The 16,608-nt window shown below is 46.9% G+C and carries 17 protein-coding genes and 3 tRNA genes; 13 read left to right on the top strand and 7 right to left on the bottom strand.

Annotation, left to right across the window (positions count from 1 at the left end):
• Window positions 1-48: 48 nt before the first annotated feature.
• From KF839_RS06065 to msrA, 3 genes are all read left to right on the top strand, one after another.
• Window positions 49-1,668: an MFS transporter gene (locus tag KF839_RS06065; protein ID WP_292916940.1), complete on the top strand. Its 1,620-nt coding sequence runs from the start codon at window positions 49-51 to the stop codon at window positions 1,666-1,668.
• A 250-nt stretch (window positions 1,669-1,918) separates the two neighbouring features.
• Entirely contained in the window at window positions 1,919-2,785 is an 867-nt protein-coding gene (locus KF839_RS06060; RefSeq protein WP_292916939.1) for a hypothetical protein, read from the top strand.
• A 160-nt stretch (window positions 2,786-2,945) separates the two neighbouring features.
• Window positions 2,946-4,262 (top strand): peptide-methionine (S)-S-oxide reductase MsrA, encoded by a 1,317-nt coding sequence (gene msrA, locus KF839_RS06055; RefSeq protein ID WP_292916938.1) that lies wholly within the window; start codon window positions 2,946-2,948, stop codon window positions 4,260-4,262.
• Between the two features lie 43 nt (window positions 4,263-4,305).
• On the opposite strand, the gene KF839_RS06050 is transcribed toward msrA, so the two are convergent.
• From KF839_RS06050 to KF839_RS06040, 3 genes are all read right to left on the bottom strand, one after another.
• The gene (locus KF839_RS06050; protein WP_292916937.1) at window positions 4,306-5,532 is read right to left on the bottom strand and encodes an AI-2E family transporter; all 1,227 of its coding nucleotides are present in this window, start codon (window positions 5,530-5,532) and stop codon (window positions 4,306-4,308) included.
• A 288-nt stretch (window positions 5,533-5,820) separates the two neighbouring features.
• The gene (gene ycaC, locus KF839_RS06045) at window positions 5,821-6,447 is read right to left on the bottom strand and encodes an isochorismate family cysteine hydrolase YcaC (protein ID WP_292916936.1); all 627 of its coding nucleotides are present in this window, start codon (window positions 6,445-6,447) and stop codon (window positions 5,821-5,823) included.
• Window positions 6,448-6,529: 82 nt separating this feature from the next.
• Window positions 6,530-7,423 carry a pirin family protein gene (locus KF839_RS06040; RefSeq protein ID WP_292916935.1) on the bottom strand — a complete coding sequence of 298 codons (894 nt, stop codon included), beginning with the start codon at window positions 7,421-7,423 and terminating at the stop codon, window positions 6,530-6,532.
• A gap of 190 nt (window positions 7,424-7,613) precedes the next feature.
• On the opposite strand from KF839_RS06040, the gene KF839_RS06035 reads away from it, so the two are divergent.
• From KF839_RS06035 to KF839_RS06015, 5 genes are all read left to right on the top strand, one after another.
• Window positions 7,614-7,874 (top strand): LysR family transcriptional regulator, encoded by a 261-nt coding sequence (locus KF839_RS06035; RefSeq protein ID WP_292916934.1) that lies wholly within the window; start codon window positions 7,614-7,616, stop codon window positions 7,872-7,874.
• Window positions 7,759-8,376: a substrate binding domain-containing protein gene (locus KF839_RS06030; protein ID WP_292916933.1), complete on the top strand. Its 618-nt coding sequence runs from the start codon at window positions 7,759-7,761 to the stop codon at window positions 8,374-8,376. The genes KF839_RS06035 and KF839_RS06030 overlap by 116 nt, the downstream gene beginning before the upstream one ends.
• Window positions 8,377-8,439: 63 nt before the next feature.
• A complete protein-coding gene (locus tag KF839_RS06025) occupies window positions 8,440-9,012 on the top strand; it encodes an NADPH-dependent FMN reductase (RefSeq protein ID WP_292916932.1) in 573 nt (190 codons plus the stop codon).
• Between the two features lie 181 nt (window positions 9,013-9,193).
• Entirely contained in the window at window positions 9,194-10,717 is a 1,524-nt protein-coding gene (locus KF839_RS06020) for a peptide MFS transporter (RefSeq protein ID WP_292916931.1), read from the top strand.
• A gap of 678 nt (window positions 10,718-11,395) precedes the next feature.
• Complete coding sequence (locus KF839_RS06015) at window positions 11,396-11,806, top strand: surface-adhesin E family protein (protein WP_292916930.1); 411 nt, start codon at window positions 11,396-11,398, stop codon at window positions 11,804-11,806.
• Between the two features lie 157 nt (window positions 11,807-11,963).
• Here KF839_RS06015 and KF839_RS06010 read toward each other — a convergent pair whose 3' ends face one another.
• Window positions 11,964-12,377, bottom strand: coding sequence for a hypothetical protein (locus KF839_RS06010; RefSeq protein ID WP_292916929.1), 414 nt, complete (start codon window positions 12,375-12,377; stop codon window positions 11,964-11,966).
• Between the two features lie 69 nt (window positions 12,378-12,446).
• Window positions 12,447-12,680, bottom strand: coding sequence for a hypothetical protein (locus KF839_RS06005; protein ID WP_292916928.1), 234 nt, complete (start codon window positions 12,678-12,680; stop codon window positions 12,447-12,449).
• Window positions 12,681-12,917: 237 nt separating this feature from the next.
• Here KF839_RS06005 and KF839_RS06000 point away from each other — a divergent pair.
• The 5 genes from KF839_RS06000 to KF839_RS05980 all read left to right on the top strand — a co-directional run bounded on the left by KF839_RS06000 (window position 12,918) and on the right by KF839_RS05980 (window position 14,644).
• Window positions 12,918-12,992 (top strand) — tRNA-Gly (locus KF839_RS06000).
• Between the two features lie 113 nt (window positions 12,993-13,105).
• Window positions 13,106-13,179: transfer RNA gene (locus KF839_RS05995), tRNA-Cys, on the top strand.
• A 6-nt stretch (window positions 13,180-13,185) separates the two neighbouring features.
• Window positions 13,186-13,275, top strand: a tRNA-Leu gene (locus tag KF839_RS05990).
• 559 nt (window positions 13,276-13,834) lie between these two features.
• Window positions 13,835-14,182 carry a hypothetical protein gene (locus KF839_RS05985; protein WP_292916927.1) on the top strand — a complete coding sequence of 116 codons (348 nt, stop codon included), beginning with the start codon at window positions 13,835-13,837 and terminating at the stop codon, window positions 14,180-14,182.
• Between the two features lie 93 nt (window positions 14,183-14,275).
• Window positions 14,276-14,644, top strand: coding sequence for a thiol-disulfide oxidoreductase DCC family protein (locus tag KF839_RS05980; RefSeq protein WP_292916926.1), 369 nt, complete (start codon window positions 14,276-14,278; stop codon window positions 14,642-14,644).
• 8 nt (window positions 14,645-14,652) lie between these two features.
• Here KF839_RS05980 and pyrC read toward each other — a convergent pair whose 3' ends face one another.
• Entirely contained in the window at window positions 14,653-15,693 is a 1,041-nt protein-coding gene (gene pyrC / locus KF839_RS05975) for a dihydroorotase (protein ID WP_292916925.1), read from the bottom strand.
• A gap of 54 nt (window positions 15,694-15,747) precedes the next feature.
• Entirely contained in the window at window positions 15,748-16,608 is an 861-nt protein-coding gene (rsmI, locus tag KF839_RS05970; protein ID WP_292916975.1) for a 16S rRNA (cytidine(1402)-2'-O)-methyltransferase, read from the bottom strand.

Raw genomic sequence — 16,608 nt, 5'->3', positions numbered from 1 at the left:
GTCTGAAAAATCCATGGACCGGCGGTTACAGCGGCTTCGCATACTAATATGCCGGAATCGGTATTTTCACCATTCAAGTATCGTGTTTTCAGTATTCTGTGGCTAGCCACGCTGATTTCAAATATCGGTACATGGATGTTCAATGTCACTTCCGGCTGGATGATGACAGAGCTATCATCTTCACCTTTAATGGTTTCATTGGTGCAAGCGGCAACGGCATTACCAATTTTCCTGTTCGCCTTACCGGCGGGCGTGCTCGGAGATCTTTTCGATCGCCGCAAGCTGTTATTCTGGACGCAGATTTTCCTGGCAGCTTTGCTTCTCATTTTTACCGCGTTGCTTTGGGTGGGAATTACCAACCCCTGGCTGCTACTGGCATTCACTTTCTCGATCGGCGTCGGAACCGCTTTTGCGTCGCCGGCCTGGCAAGCGATCGTGCCGGGCCTCATTCCGCGGAATGAGCTGGCATCCGCCATTGTCTGGAACGGCGTGAGTATGAATATCGCCCGCGCCATCGGCCCCGCGTTGGGCGGCTTTATTCTGGCAGCGGCAGGGGCAATCGCGACGGTGTTTATCGATGCCCTCTCCTATCTTGCGGTCGCGGCGGCTTTGCTATGGTGGCGCGTTACCGCATCCCGGACAGATACGTTGCCACGCGAGCATTTAAGTGGCGCGATGCGCGCAGGCATCCGTTTTGCGCTGCATAGCAAACCATTGCGCTACACTCTGATCCGCGCGCTTGCTTTTTTCACCTGCGCGTCAGCTTACTGGGCATTACTCCCGATCGTAGCAAAAGAATCGCTACAAGGCGGCCCCGGCCTCTATGGCGTTTTATTGACCGCACTGGGACTCGGCGCGGTCACGGGCGCATTTTTACTTCCGCTTATGAGAAGACGATGGCATGCAAATACTAATCTGACACTGGCGACAATCGGCGCAGCGCTCTGCTTAACTATGTTTGCGCTCGGCCAGCACATGGTCACCGGCATAGTGGCGGGGTTTATCGGCGGCGTGTCATGGATCGTTGCGGTTTCGACATTGAACTTCTCGGCGCAAGTAGCGTTGCCCGATTGGGTTCGCGCGCGCGGACTGTCCATTTACCAGATGGCGGTTTTTGGCGCCATGGCTGCCGGATCTATAGGATGGGGACAAGTAACAATCATGAGTAATCTTTCGTCGGCCTTGCTGGCTTCGGGATTGTTGGCGATTGTGTTGATTCTGGCCACCCGTCGCTTCAAACTAAATTTGGGCGAACATCATGACCATACGCCCTCGGGACACTGGGCGGAACCGGTACCGGTAACGTTGATATCGCATGATAGCGGCCCGGTATTGGTCACGCTGGAATATCGAATCGCTGATGCCGATCGCGACAAATTTTTTAAGCTGATCCGGGAAATGGAAACAATCCGCCGCCGGGACGGCGCTATTCAATGGGGATATTTTGAAGATGTCGCAGATCATGGGCGTTTCCTCGAAATGTTCATCGTAGAATCCTGGATCGCACATCTGCGTCAGCATAAGCGGGTCTCCGCAACCGATAAACTGCTGCAAGATGAAATTTCCGCTTTGCACCAAGGAACAACACCCCCGCGGGTAACACATGCCGTAACACCGCAACTTGAAGGACAGCAGCCCACGGTTCCGAAAACTCATTACGATATTTAACGGGCGTTATTCCGCACCAGGCAATCACCAGCTTTTGTTCTTGCCTTTCGCTAGGAAAAGCTTCAATCATTGACGTCGCAGCTTGCATCGCCACCACCTAATAAAATTGCGGTCACGGCCTGTTTTCACGGTACCCGGATCTTGAACTACGCGAACACAGAAACATTGCCGGAACACACGTGGACACGGTTTCCACCAGGAGTGTGGTATTCTTCGGGCATCATTTTTTAAGAAACTGGAGATTATTTCGATGAAAAACACTTCGAAAAAGTTTGCAATGGGCGTTTACACCATTATCTTGTCCGGCCACTTCCACTTTGCCGTTGCCGAAATAAGCAACGATACCGAGACTTTATTGAATTGGGCTGAAAATACCTATCCCGGATATTTTCCGAATCATCAAGCGACACAAAGCATCGAACCCTGGCTATTCCGCTATTACCCGGATACCGGCATTTATGCAGGTGTGAACAAAAACGACAACAACGTTTACGTCATGGGCGGGCCGTGGGGCGGCAACCCAACCATCGTTTCGCCGTTAGCGGATTTAATCACCCAGATCAACAACTCCGGCGGCAGCGGCAGCATTCCGGCGTGTAACACCGCCAGCGCGCCCACCGGATTAACCTATACCCAAAGCGGCAATGTCGTCAACGTGACCACCAACGGCAACTGCATCGAACTGCCAACCAACAACAGCTTATGCCAGACACCGCAGCAAACTACTGCATCCGGGATATCGGTGCTGACATCGACCAATGTGATTTCCTCGGCGATCAACGGCATCACCATTTCAATCCCCGGGATTCCCAATCCGTTTGAATCGCTCGTCAGCAACTTCACCAACAGCAAACATTGCACCATCAATGCGCCCGCTGAAGCGGCCAACTTGATTGTCAATTCCGATACTTGCTTCGACATCACCAACTCGTTCGGCAGCCTGCCGGAAGGTATCCCGGGCGTCACCATCACCCCGCCGGTGACCTTTGCGTTCAAAGACACCGTCACCAGTCAAACCGTCGCCGATTGCTTCGCGACCGACGCGGAGTCGATCTACGATGCTTTCACCAATGAAACCTGGGTCAAGCAAGACGGCAGTTTCGTTAAAATCGATTGATTTAATGACTGTTCAATAAACATCCGGATTGCCCGCAAATTTGCAATCCGGAGCCATTCATTGCAGCCCTGCAAATTTGGTCAGTACGTGCCCTCCACAAGAACTCCGGCAACTCCCAAAGTGTCGAAATTCTGTCAAAATTAAGTAGCCGAGAAAAACCATGAAAACAATTTTTGCGGCAATCGCCGGTTTATTATGTGTTCTGACAGCCTTTGCAATGGAGAAAAACGTGACACCGATTAATCAAACTAACACTATCAAAACGGATTACATCGTCCTCGGCATGGGATGTTTCTGGGGCGCGGAAAAGCGCATGAGTGAGATTCCGGGCGTGATTGATGTCGAGAGCGGCTATGCCGGCGGCGATTTGCCCGGCGTGGGGTATCAGCAGATTCTGAATCATGAGCGGCTGTTGCTGGCGGGTCGAACTACGGCGCGCAATCATGCCGAAGTGATCAAGGTGACTTTCGATCCTGCGCAAGTACCATTGGAAACCGTGCTGGCCAAGTTCTGGGAGAATCACAATCCGACGCAAGGCGACCGCCAGGGCAACGATATCGGCAGCAATTACCGCAGCGCGATTTATTATCACGGCGAAGCGCAGAAAGAACTGGCGCTATCGACGCAGCAAACATATCAACAAGCGCTCAGCACCGCCGAATATGGCGCGATCACGACCGAAATCCTACCGTTAAAGAACTACATCACTGCCGAGGAATACCACCAGGATTACTTGCAGAAAAACCCGAATGGCTACTGCGGCCTGGGCGGTACGGGTGTAAAATATCCGGTGCCCAGCGGGCAAACGGCAACACAAACCGCATCCGGTAGCGAACTTACCGAACCACTGAACGGCAAGGATTTAAATTTCGCGCAGCAACTGGTAATTTTTGAAGCCGAACATTGCGAATATTGCAAGCTGTTCGATAAGGAAGTACTCAGTCAATGGCAAGCAGCCGTGCCGGTGGCAACAACGATGAACACCAATCCGCCAACCGGATGGTCGCTGGAAAAACCGCTGTTCGCGACACCGACTATCGTATTGTTCAGAAACGGTAAGGAAGCCGCCCGTTACACCGGTTACAACGGGGAGAAAACCAACTTCTGGAAATGGCTGGGGTTTCAGTTATTGACGCCGGAGCAGCAGAAAATCGCGTTCGAGCAAGGTACCGAACCACCGTTCACCGCGTCCAATCTGGATGAAAAACGTCCTGGAACATTTATCGACCCGATCACCGGCGCACCGCTTTTTCTGAGTCAAGCCAAATTTAACAGCGGCACCGGCTGGCCCAGTTTCTTCGACCCCATCAAGGGTTCGGTGACTTACCACGATGACGACTCGCACGGCATGCAACGCATCGAAGTGCGCAGCGCCAGCTCCGGTATTCACCTCGGCCACGTCTTCGACGACGGCCCGCCGCCGAGCCATAAGCGCTACTGCATCAACGGTAACGTACTAAAGTTCGTTCCGGATTGACGGACCGGCGGAATCGCATCGTCCGTCCGTCATTCAAATAAACTCACACTTTCGGCCCCAGTCGGCGCTCGTCCCACAACGGCACGCCAAACACATCGTGAATGAAGTAATAAGCCACCGGCACGCCGAGCACCATGCCCCACATGCCGGTAGTGTGGTAGGCCACCAGCAGGATGATCAACACCAGTACCGGATTCAGTTTCAGATGCTTACCGTAGATCAGCGGATTCAGACCATACGCCTCGATGATATGAATGATGGTAATCATCAACACTACCGCCAGCGCCAGCATCAGCCCGCCGGTGTTCAACGCGACCAGCACCATCGGCGTCGTCGAAATAAATACGCCGAGAACCGGAATGAAACTGCAAACGAACACAATCAGCGACAGGAATGCGACTGACGGAATGCCAAGAATCATTAATCCGATCAACGTCAAGAAGGTATTGACGCAGGCAATCATCGCTTGCGCCTGGATCGCGCGCCCGACCACGTAAGCAAAGCGAATGACCGGTTGCGCGGTTTCCTGGTAAAAATCCCGCAAGCGTGAATCGTGCAAGCTTTTCATCAAGCCGCCGAGGCGGATATTATCGAATAAAATCAAAAAACTGAATAATAGCGCCAGCAATACGGTACCAATCCCGGTATAAAGCTGGTTGATCAGCTTGGGAAAATGCTCGCCGACTTTATCCAGTTGCTTGGATGCCAGAAAATTCATCAACAGCTCGGCTTCCTTGTCGTAGTATTTTCGTATTTTTTCATGCGTCGCTTCAGTAAGTTCCTCTTCGAGCATATGCTCCGGATCGACGTCGCTGGCAAGATAAATCGATTTCTTGAATGCATTCAGTTCAGTATCAATCGCTTGCAGCGCCTGCTCATCCAGCATGCTTCGCATATAGCCGTGCAGTGAACGTTCGATCCCAGGATACTTACTGCCGATATCGCGTTCCAATTCGATCAGTTTTAATTGCACTTCGTCAAAATTGTTCAGAAAGCGATTCGCTTCGCCAATCACATTGGGTGTCACATAGCGGAAGAAACTCACCACCACGATCAGAAAAAAAATATAAACCAATATCAGTGACAGACGATAAGGCATTTTCAAGCGGCTCTGCCCCATCCGCACCAGCGGCGTGGCAATGAAAGCAAGCACGAATGTAATAAAAATCAATCCGAAAAAATCACTCAGGGTCCACAGTAAACTGATTAGAATCAACCAAATGATGATACGCCGGTTAGCTTCGTAAAAGTCGTTAAAACTGAATGACATATTTGAATTCTTTAAATAATTGGCACTACAACATTGAATATGGATTAACACCAGCGCATGCGCTATCCGATATCATACGATCAAAACGAAGCCGTTGCTTGATTTCGCTCAAATCGAAGTATAAACGAGATAATTCCATCGCCGCCAGTGACAGTGGCAGCGAGTGGATATGAAATGTATTTTCGTTTGCTGCAAGAAAACTCAGGATCATTTACAGGCAGGTAGGTAGATTGAAATAAGCATTGAGTATTTCATAAGGTGTAAGAATTTCTAGTGTTGTTTAAAGTATTACTTGTTTTGAGCCAGATAACTGGTAATCAGATTGCGGTAATTCGGAAGATGGTTCGATAAAAGCGCACCCAGCCCCTCAACATCGTTACGCCAGTCTCTGTGCAGTTCACTCGCCACACTGAACCAGTTCATCAGTTGCACGCCAGCCGCCGCCATTCGGGCCCATGCCGCATGTCGGGTGACCTCGTTAAACGTGCCTGAAGCATCCGTAACCACAAAGACCTCATAACCGGCTTCAATAGCTGATAACGCAGGAAACGCAACGCACACATCGGTAACGACACCTGCAATAATCAGTTGCTTACGCCCGGTTTTTTCAATCGCTTTGACAAAGTCTTCGTTGTCCCATGCGTTAATTTGACCAGGCCGCGGAATATACGGCGCATCCGGAAATATTTCTTTTAACTCAGGTACCAGCGGTCCATTCGGGCCGTCTTCAAAACTGGTTGTGAGAATTGTTGGAAGATTGAAGAACTTGGCAATGTCTGCAAGCGCCAACACATTGTTCTTGAATTCTCCCGGCGAGAAATCCTGCACCAATGAAATCAATCCTGATTGATGATCGACCAGCAGACATACTGCGTTATCTTTCGAAAGACGGTTGTATTTAAAAGTATTACTCATTATTGCTCCTATATAGCGTTAATAAATCTATTGGATAGTATTTCTCTTTTCTATAAGGTTCGTGAACAACCGGCCACATGTACTACGATGCCAGATGTCCCATTTTTCCGCTCTGATAATCTATTTTTGCTTGACGGATTTCCTCTGCGGTATTCATTACAAAAGGACCGCTGCCGGCGATCGGTTCGTCTAAAGGGCGGCCGCTTAGCAACAACGCCGTGGTGTCTTGTTCACTATTGAAACGAATATAATCACCCTGTTGGTCGAAAATGGCGACTTCCGCCTCTCTGATGAAATTGGACTCATTAATGCTCACCGAGCCCTTCAGGATTGCTAATACTGCACTATGGCCTTCTGTCAATGTAAGAGTAATGGTCTGCCCTCCGGGTATACGCATATCCCAGACATGAATCGGTGAAAACGTCTTGGCTGGTCCTTTTACGCCATTAAATTCACCGGCAATGACACGAACGGTTCCTTGATTGCCGGGTAACGGCACAGCAGGTATCTGGCAATCTAAAATGCTCTGATAACGCGGTTGAGACATTTTATACTTCGCCGGTAAATTGACCCACAACTGCACCATCTCGAAAGGGCCGCCTTTTCGTGCATAGTCTTGCCCATGAAATTCCTCGTGCACAATGCCTGACGCCGCAGTCATCCATTGCACATCACCGGGGCCGATCTTGCCGCCGCCTCCTGAGCTATCGCGATGTTCAACTTCACCGCTGTAAACAATCGTGACCGTTTCAAAACCACGATGCGGGTGCTCTCCGACACCAAGACGATCGTCAGTGGGCGGAAAATCGACAGGGCCTGCATAGTCGAATAGCAAAAATGGACTGATCTGAGGTCCGATTTCTGAATAGTTAAATAGTGAGCGCACAGGGAATCCATTACCGACCCAATGGCTTGCCGCATTGCGTTGAATACGCTGCAATTTCTTAGCAGTGATACCCGGATTATCGACATTCATAGCTAATCTCCTGGTTGAGCTTTCGATGACAGCTATACTATTATCGCTAAGCGCTCAAGTTTTTATTGACTTTACAAGACTAAGAGCTTACTGATTTTTATATCAACTGAGAACTAGGATTTTCCAGAAAATAGTGTTCTGGAATACAGAACGATGAAACACAAATTTCACAATATCATTGCTTTTCAGTATGCCGTTGAGACCGGCAGCATCAGTGCTGCAGCGCATGCATCTGTCGAAATCGATTGTCAGTCAGCGCATTAAAGATTTGGAAGCTGTGCTGGGTGTGAAATTGCTGCACCGCTCTACATGCGGCGTAACGGTTACCGATAAAGGTGCTATTTTTTATCAGCATACGCGCACCATCATGCTGCAGCTGGACCGGGCTTCAGAGGAGCTGGCCGAACAGGAAAACAGATTATGCGCACAGATCTATCCAGGGAAGGTATGATTTGGGGGTTCACATTGGAAGGCTGCATGACTCTTCCCTCATTGCCCGCAGACTCGCGGTCAGCAGACGTGTGATGTGCTGCAGTCCCGCATACGCGCAAAATGCCGGATTGCCCGTTTCAATTGATGATCTTGCTAACCACACGTGTATCAGTTACGCAAATGTGCCTTCAAATGAAATTTGGCAATTTGAACCGGTAGAACCCACTAATACACCACGCTCTTTGACGGTGCGCAGCCGCATCGTTACGAGTAATGATGAAACAGTCCGGGATACCGCTATTGCCGGACTTGGCATCGCTATACTGCCGGTATTCGTCGCTGCGCAGGCGCTTTCGAAAGGCCAGCTTATCGATATATTGCCAGACGAGCACCCTGTTGCAGATACAATTTATGCGATCTATCCGCAATCCCGCTATATTCCAATTAAAGTCAACGCTATCATTAATTATTTACGTACGGCGTTCCGCGAAGATCCAGCCTGGAACGGACTTGAATCTTAAATACCGGCTATATGTTATGTCTTTGAATAATATTGAATAATCATAATCACAAAGGAGAGTCATGTGGTAAAAATCCTCGGCATTTCGGGCAGTCTGCGCGATCGTTCATACAATACCGCTTTATTGCGCGCCGCCCGTGAGATATTGAACGGTGACGCTGTGCTGGATATTGCAACGCTCCACGATATTCCGCTTTATAACGAAGATATTGAATCTATTGAAGGCATTCCCCAGGCTGTGGTCGCCCTTCAAGAAAAGCTTGTATTAGCTGACGGCGTGTTACTGGCGACGCCTGAATACAATAACTCCATACCCGGTGTATTAAAAAATGCGATCGACTGGTTATCCCGTCCGCCCAAAGAAATTCCCCGTATTTTCAGAGACCGTCCGATTGCAGTCATCGGCGCGACAATGGGAGGGTTTGGCACGGTATTATCGCAAAATGCCTTGTTGCCCGTTCTGAGGAGGCTTGGCATGCGGCCTTGGTTCGGCGAGCAAATGATGGTATCAAAAGCACATAATGTCTTTGACGAAACTGGAAAAATCACAGATGCTGTTATCAATCAGCAATTGGAAAAATTCCTTACCGGCTATATCCATTTTATCCAAGCCAACAATAGGGTGAAATCAATATAAAAAATCCCCATCCAATAGGCCGATGAATCGCTATTTGTTATCGCTAGATACGAAAGCATTACATTCGTGCCTCTTCCTTAATCTCAAATGATTATAAAATCTCCGCAGGATCTTCGTATGATTGAGAAATTCGGATAGTATCCGCGCTTTTGATTGCTTACTGTATTTACTGATCCAGATCATGAACTCAACAAACCATCCGAAGGGTTTGTATCTTTTGTTTTTTACTGAAATGTGGGAGCGTTTCAGTTACTACGGCATGCGCGCCATTTTCACTTTGTTCATGATCAAGGCATTGCTGTTCGACAAAGCATACGCCTCGGAAATTTATGGCAGTTATATCGGTTTGGTTTATTTGACACCGTTGATCGGTGGCTATGTCGCCGACCGCTATTGGGGTAACCGCCGGACCATTTTTGTGGGTGGCGTCTTAATGGCGGCAGGTCATTTTTGCATGTTTTTATCGGCTTCGAATTTCGATCAACTATCCGTAGCGCAACCGTTGCTATTCCTAGGCTTGGGACTGCTAATCTTCGGTAACGGCTTTTTCAAGCCGAACATCTCGACCATGGTCGGGCAACTTTATCCTGAAGGCGACAAACGGGTTGATGCCGCTTTCACCATTTTTTACATGGGTATCAATCTCGGTGCATTTTTCGCACCGCTGGTGTGCGGCGGCTTTGGCGATACCGGCAATCCGGCGGATTTCAAGTGGGGTTTTCTCGCCGCTTCTATTGGAATGATCATCAGCATTGCTTCGTTCGAGCTGCTCAAAAATAGATATATCGTCACACCCGATGGCATCGGTATCGGTCTGGTGCCTCGGAAGAAAGCAGCCAATGATAATCACAGCCGCACATCGCGAGCACTATTATCACAAACGCTGATTTGGGTTAGCGTTTCGTTACTGTTATTTTCCGGATTTTATTATCTAACCGGCTCCGGCATTATCGGATCCGGTATTTTTACCATCAGTATTATCGGTCCGGCAGCGATCATTACCGACAAGACATTGACATCTATCGAGAAACAACGAATCGCAGTCATTTATATCCTGGCTTTTTTCGTGATCTTTTTCTGGGCGGCCTTTGAGCAAGCAGGGGCATCGTTAACTTTTTTTGCTGAAGAACAAACTGATAGAAGTTTCTCAGGAGCAGAAATTCCCGCGAGTTTTTTTCAGTCCATCAATGCGGTTCTGATTGTAGTATTGGCACCGCTGTTTGCGATTCTCTGGACATTTCTAGGTCAACGTAATTTGGAACCCTCTTCGCCCACCAAACATGCGCTTGGACTTTTGTTTTTATCCATTGGTTATCTGGTGATCGCTTTGGGTGTCAAAGAACTGGACCCGGCCATCAAAGTCAGCATGATGTGGCTATTCAGCTTGTATCTATTGCACACTATCGGGGAATTGTGCTTATCGCCAATCGGCTTAGCGATGGTGGTAAAACTGGCGCCTGCCCAATTTGCGTCATTGCTGATGGGCGTATGGTTTTTATCGCTGGCGGCAGCCAGTAAATTGGCCGGTATTTTAAGCGCCTTGTATCCTGACCCAACCGCAGCCGTAACGCCCAGCTTTCTGGGTTTCGAAATTACGAACTTATACGAATTCTTTATGATCTTCGTAGCTTTATCCGGCATTGCATCTTTAATTTTGTTTATGCTCAGCAAAACACTACAAAAAATGATGCACCACGTGCAATAACGCGACACACATCCATTCAGCTTGTGGAAAATGCCGAAAAATTCCCGTCTCGGCTCAAAAAACTGTCAATCTATTTACATTTAATCAATAGATTGCGACTGATCACAGAACCCGACTGAGAAATATAGCCTACGGAAGAAGTTCTCGAGCTGTCATTAAGCTCGCGCAATGCTCCGGAGAAAGAAACGATATTGCCAGCCTGATCAAGGATATGATAACCGCGAACACCGCAGATCTCGCCTGCTTTCTCGAGGCAGTCGCTATAGTTCTTCCCGCTACCGCTGCAGTTGACGTTATGCCCCTTGGTTCCATCCGCAAGAAATATCTCTCTCGATGTCACGCACCCCGACAACAGCATTATAAAAATCGCAGAAACAAAAAATATCCGATGCATAAGATCCTTTCTCGTAATATTTACCCGAGCAACTCAGAAGTGGAGTTTACTACAATCCGCATCCAATCATCATTGTTTGCATTTATACGATCATAATGTAAGAATCCATCTGTCCAAGCGATTTCCGGAACAACGATTTTTTCTATGCGTTCTATTTCAGAAGATTTAGTAAAATCTCACGGATAAACAAAACCGTTTTCAGCAAGTACAGTGCTGGAAATCATCGCCAACACGAAGCTGCTGCATTATCACCCCCACCCTAACAGAAAAAACCAGATTAAAGAATGAAAAAAATAATACTCGCACTCACATTTGCTTTAATCAGCACCGAAACACTTGCACAATGGACCCTTATCGGTGAAAGTCCCGATAAGGGCGGCTATACAGCCTACGTTGATCTTGCTTCCATCCGGAAAGCAGGTAACAGGGTAAAAATGTGGATTCTTTTCGACTATAAAACCGAACAGAGAACGCTAGGAGCTAATTATTTTTCTGAGAAAATCAGGCGCGAATTTGATTGCGAGGAAGAGCAGATGAGAAAGCTTGCTTTCTCATTTTTCAGTTGGAATATGGAAAAAGGCGACCTCGTTCGTTCCTATAGCCAACCACAGAAGTGGGAGAAGATTCAAGACAACAGTATGGACGAGAAAGAATGGCAACTAGCATGCAGTAAAAATCAAACGATTATTCAGTAGCAAAGGGCTTGATACTGAGAAGAAAACTTGCCGGTAGGAAGAACATGCAAAAATTCGGAAGACTTCTAAAACATCCCTGTTAAAAATAACGACACAGAAAAAAATACTGATAACTGTCAGATCGAATCTGAGCTCATGCAGTTTAAGGCATTAAAAATTAATCTTTCTTGATAATCGCCACTTCATTAGCCACGTCATTATCATCGTAGCGTACCAAGAAAGCCATCTCGTCTCCATTGAAGGTTATTTCTGTCGGCGTACCGACAAGTTCCCATAACCCCAGTGTAACAACACTAGCCGCGCCATGGAAAAAAGCCCTTCCCGCCTTTGCACCGGTGCTATAGCCTTGAACAAATTTAAAAATTTCGTATCTCTGGCCATCCTTATATTCACTAATAACCGGGGCGCCAAACTCGGAAATCAGAACCATTCTCGAAACCCCTTCCTTAAGTAAGCTGATATCTTTCTTTTCCGGTTGCTTGGCAGCCATAAACACCGAGCACGCTGAAATCATGCCGATCAGTGCTATAAGTACCAACACATCGCAAACTTTCTTTATTGTACTGACCATTGTTCCTAATATTCCCCTATCCCTTGTCTCGACAACTTGAAAATTACATTGCAGAATTGATTATCAAAATCACACAAAATCAAGTTTTTCAGTAAAACCACTCGAAGCGATTTTTTCCAAATATCTTCTGGCTTTTTCGCTGACGCCCGCACCATGCTTTAAATAACTTTCCGCAGCTTGTTTAGGTGAGTAATCGCTCACCGCATAACCTTGATTGACAACTTCTTGCAGAGATAATCGAGTAACCGTCAGCTTTCCTGTACCTAATTTAATCACAAGAACGTCTTTACCGCTTGTTGCCACAATGATCGCGGTATTCCGGTGCTGATTAATAATTACACTTGGTTGCATGCTTCGTCATTCTCATAAATCAATCGTCAGCATAGTTTACACGATACCTTAATCGTCCCCTCTGTAAGTAACTTTAAATGATCGATCAGCACGCTTCAAGCAGTCTGCATTTCTTGACAAAACGCACAGCATCTCTATAATCCACCCTTTGTTTCTGAAGTGACATAGATCTTTCAGTAACTCCATCATGCGGGAATAGCTCAGTGGTAGAGCACAACCTTGCCAAGGTTGGGGTCGCGAGTTCGAGCCTCGTTTCCCGCTCCATTTTCCATAGAGAAAATGGTTCTTGTAATCTTGTAAGATAGTTTTGTCGGAAACCGCATAGACTCTATAGATTTTTCTTTAGAGCTACAAAAATTTAATAAGCTATGCAAAATGGCGGGGTGGCAGAGTGGTCATGCAGCGGCCTGCAAAGCCGTCTACGCCGGTTCGATTCCGACCCCCGCCTCCATTCTTTGCCCGGGTGGTGAAATTGGTAGACACAAGGGACTTAAAATCCCTCGGGCCTAATACGCCCGTGCCGGTTCGATTCCGGCTCCGGGCACCAATTCCCAATATCAGAAGTTTCATACCGCTCAACTTATTTGTATCTCATCGCCCTAAAAAATTGATCGTATCAATGAGTGATGTTTAATATTCAAAAATACGGCTTCATCTTACCGAAATACCTTCAACACGAAAAAACATCCATCTGTAACTCAATCCTTAATTTATCATCCTATTTTCATTCGTATTTTTTTATTATTCACAAAATCTGTGGATAACATTGTGAATAATTACTTCATAAAAACAGTAAGTCACCCAATAAACAAAGCTTTTTTAGATTGACTATTTACTTAGCACATTAATTATTCCATACATATCATATGGTTGATAATCACCTTTCACTTAAATCAGAAGACTGAAAATAGCCTTTGTTATTTCTCATAACTGTGGATTATTTGAAATGTCAAGAAAAAAACCCATGACCTTTGATAACTCAGGAATTAACTCTGAAGAATCTCCGACTATAAACTTTTAATTCTCAATTCCGATAATTGATGCAGCTAGAGATCAATACAATTGATCCGATTCTTTAAAAACTATTTCAATCATCTAAGACACCCATGCCAAAATTACGCCTGAAAATTATCACACCGAGATCAAAAAAATATACAGCGCAAACAAACAATTTTCTTCCAAATTGTAAACGATACATCCAGCAAAAAATCAACAAGCTTATCGATAGTGACGCTCTTCCTTTAATCATTGCACCTTCTATTTTTATTCTCATCACCGCACTTGAATGGTGGTACTGGTATCTCGAAATACCAACACCTTCTCCAGTCTTCCTGACAGTGATTGCTCTTTTCATTGGAGCCTACTGTGTTTATAAATTATTTTGGCAAAGAAAAAATACAGATCAATCAGGTCAACCACACTCCACCATCAACCAGCGCACAAGGTTGCATTAAAACCAATAGCTCACGCCTAACCAACAACTTCTCCAAGTTGTTAGTGGATCAGGTTATACTGATACCGTTCAGCTATTTGAAACAATCCAAAAAATGCACAAAAAAGTGTATTACAACAGCGCCTGCCCTATCTGCAAAGCAGGGATAGAAAGTCAGCGTCAACATCTTGAACAATGCGGGGTTGATGATATTGAGTGGATTGATATACATACCAACCCAACAGCTGCCTCGGAAGTGGACAGCTCCCTGGAACAAATTCGCGAGCGATTACACCTTAAAGACAGTAATGGTGCACTTAATATCGGGATAGACGCGTTCATTCATCTTTGGCGGCAATCCCCCAATCAACGCTGGCTGGCAAAGATTTTACAAATTCCGGTGATAAAGCTACTAGCTCAAGCTTCTTATAATTGCTTCGCAAAATTGTTATACCGCTGGAATCGGCTATTGAAGCACTGGTAGCACTGGGGCTACAACACCATTCTCCAGGCTAAATTCTCCCCGGCATAAAGCGGTATTAAGCGTTCGCCAGCAAACTCAAAATACTGCGGGACTATCCATTGTTTTTTCTGCAAAGTAATAGTCTCTTGATTTCGCGGCAATCGATAAAAATCAGCCCCATGAAAGCTGGCGAAAGATTCCAATCTGTCTAAGGCGCCAGCTTGCTCAAATGCCACTGCATAAAACTCGATTGCGGCATGCGCGGTAAAAATCCCGGCGCAACCACAAGCATTCTCTTTACTCGACAGCGAGTGCGGCGCACTATCTGTGCCCAGGAAAAATTTTGGACTACCGCTTGTAGCTGCATTCAACAAAGCAAGGCGATGAATCTCGCGCTTCAGTACCGGCAAACAATAATGATGCGGACGAATTCCACCCTGAAAAATCGCATTACGGTTCAGCAATAGATGATGCGCGGTAATCGTGGCTGCAATAGGATGTGAAGACTCATCGACGAATTGAACCGCCTCGTGTGTAGTGACGTGCTCAAAAACAATACGTAAACGGGGAAAACGTTGAGTCAACGGCGACAATACCCGATCGATAAAAACTTTCTCGCGGTCAAAAACATCGACATCGGAATCTGTTACTTCGCCATGCACCAGTAACGGCAGATCTTGTGCTTCCATCGCTTCCAACACAGCATTGCATTTAATGATATCAGTCACACCGGCATCCGAGTTCGTTGTTGCCCCCGCCGGGTATAGCTTCACTGCATGCACCACACCACTTTCCTTAGCCCGGATAATTTCTGCAACCGGGGTATTGTCGGTCAGGTACAACGTCATCAAAGGTTTAAATCGGGATCCTAATGCAACGGGCAATGCCGCCAGAATACGCTGCCGATACGCCAGTGCCTGATCGACAGAAACAATTGGCGGCCGTAAGTTGGGCATGACAATAGCGCGAGCAAATTGCTTTGCCGTATGCGGCAATACAGCGCGCATTTGCTCACCGTCGCGCAAGTGTAAGTGCCAATCGTCGGGCCGGGTAATGGTAAGATTCGTCAAGTTCGATTCCGGGCAGTAGCAGTATTAATCAGTTTCATTATAACGTACGCAAGGCTAAAACCCAGGTTCGCCGGTTGATTTTAAATCCAATGCCAATTGATACAACGCATTTTTGTTTTCACCGGTAATTTCCGCAGCCAGCTTCACCGATTGTTTGAGCGGCAGTTCCGCGAGCAAGCATGACAAGGTATGTCGGGCATGCTCACTGATGTCGGATTTCTCCAGCATTTCCGCACCTGACAACAGCAACACAAACTCGCCCCTTTGCTGGTTTATATCTGCTTGCAGCCAAGCAAGTGCCTCTCCCAATGTTCCACAAAAAATTGTCTCAAACAACTTGGTCAGTTCCCGGGCTATGGTTATTTTCCTCTTTTCATCAAAGATTTCGATCATATCGGTTATACATTCCAGAATACGATGCGGCGCCTCGTAAAATATCACCGTAAATTGATATGACTTTATTTCGGTTAATGCACGTTTGCGTAACCCGGTTTTCGTCGGCAAAAAACCGTAAAATAAAAAATGTGGATTGTTAATACCCGCTGCGGATAGCGCACAAATGGCCGCACTGGCGCCCGGAACCGGAATAACCCGATGGCCGGCTTCGCGCACATGTTGCACCAGAATCGCACCGGGATCGGAAATGGCCGGTGTGCCGGCGTCGGTTACCAATGCGATACTTCCACCGGCTTGCAATCGCGACAATATTTTTTCTGCGACCGCACTTTCATTATGCTGATGCAAACGAATCCATTTTGCTGTGATGTGATGCTTCGCTAATAAATGCTCGGAATTCTGCACATGCTCCGCAGCAATTGCATCCACTCCCGCCAGTACCTCCAAAGCACGCAAGCTAATATCGCTTAAATTTCCTATTGGGGTGGCAACCACATATAATGCACTCTTTTCAAGCAT

The sequence above is a fragment of the Nitrosomonas sp. genome, assembly GCF_019635155.1.
Classification (GTDB): Bacteria; Pseudomonadota; Gammaproteobacteria; order Burkholderiales; family Nitrosomonadaceae; genus Nitrosomonas.
The sequence above is the reverse complement of the archived record's forward strand: the minus strand, read 5'-3'. Positions and strand labels throughout refer to the sequence as shown.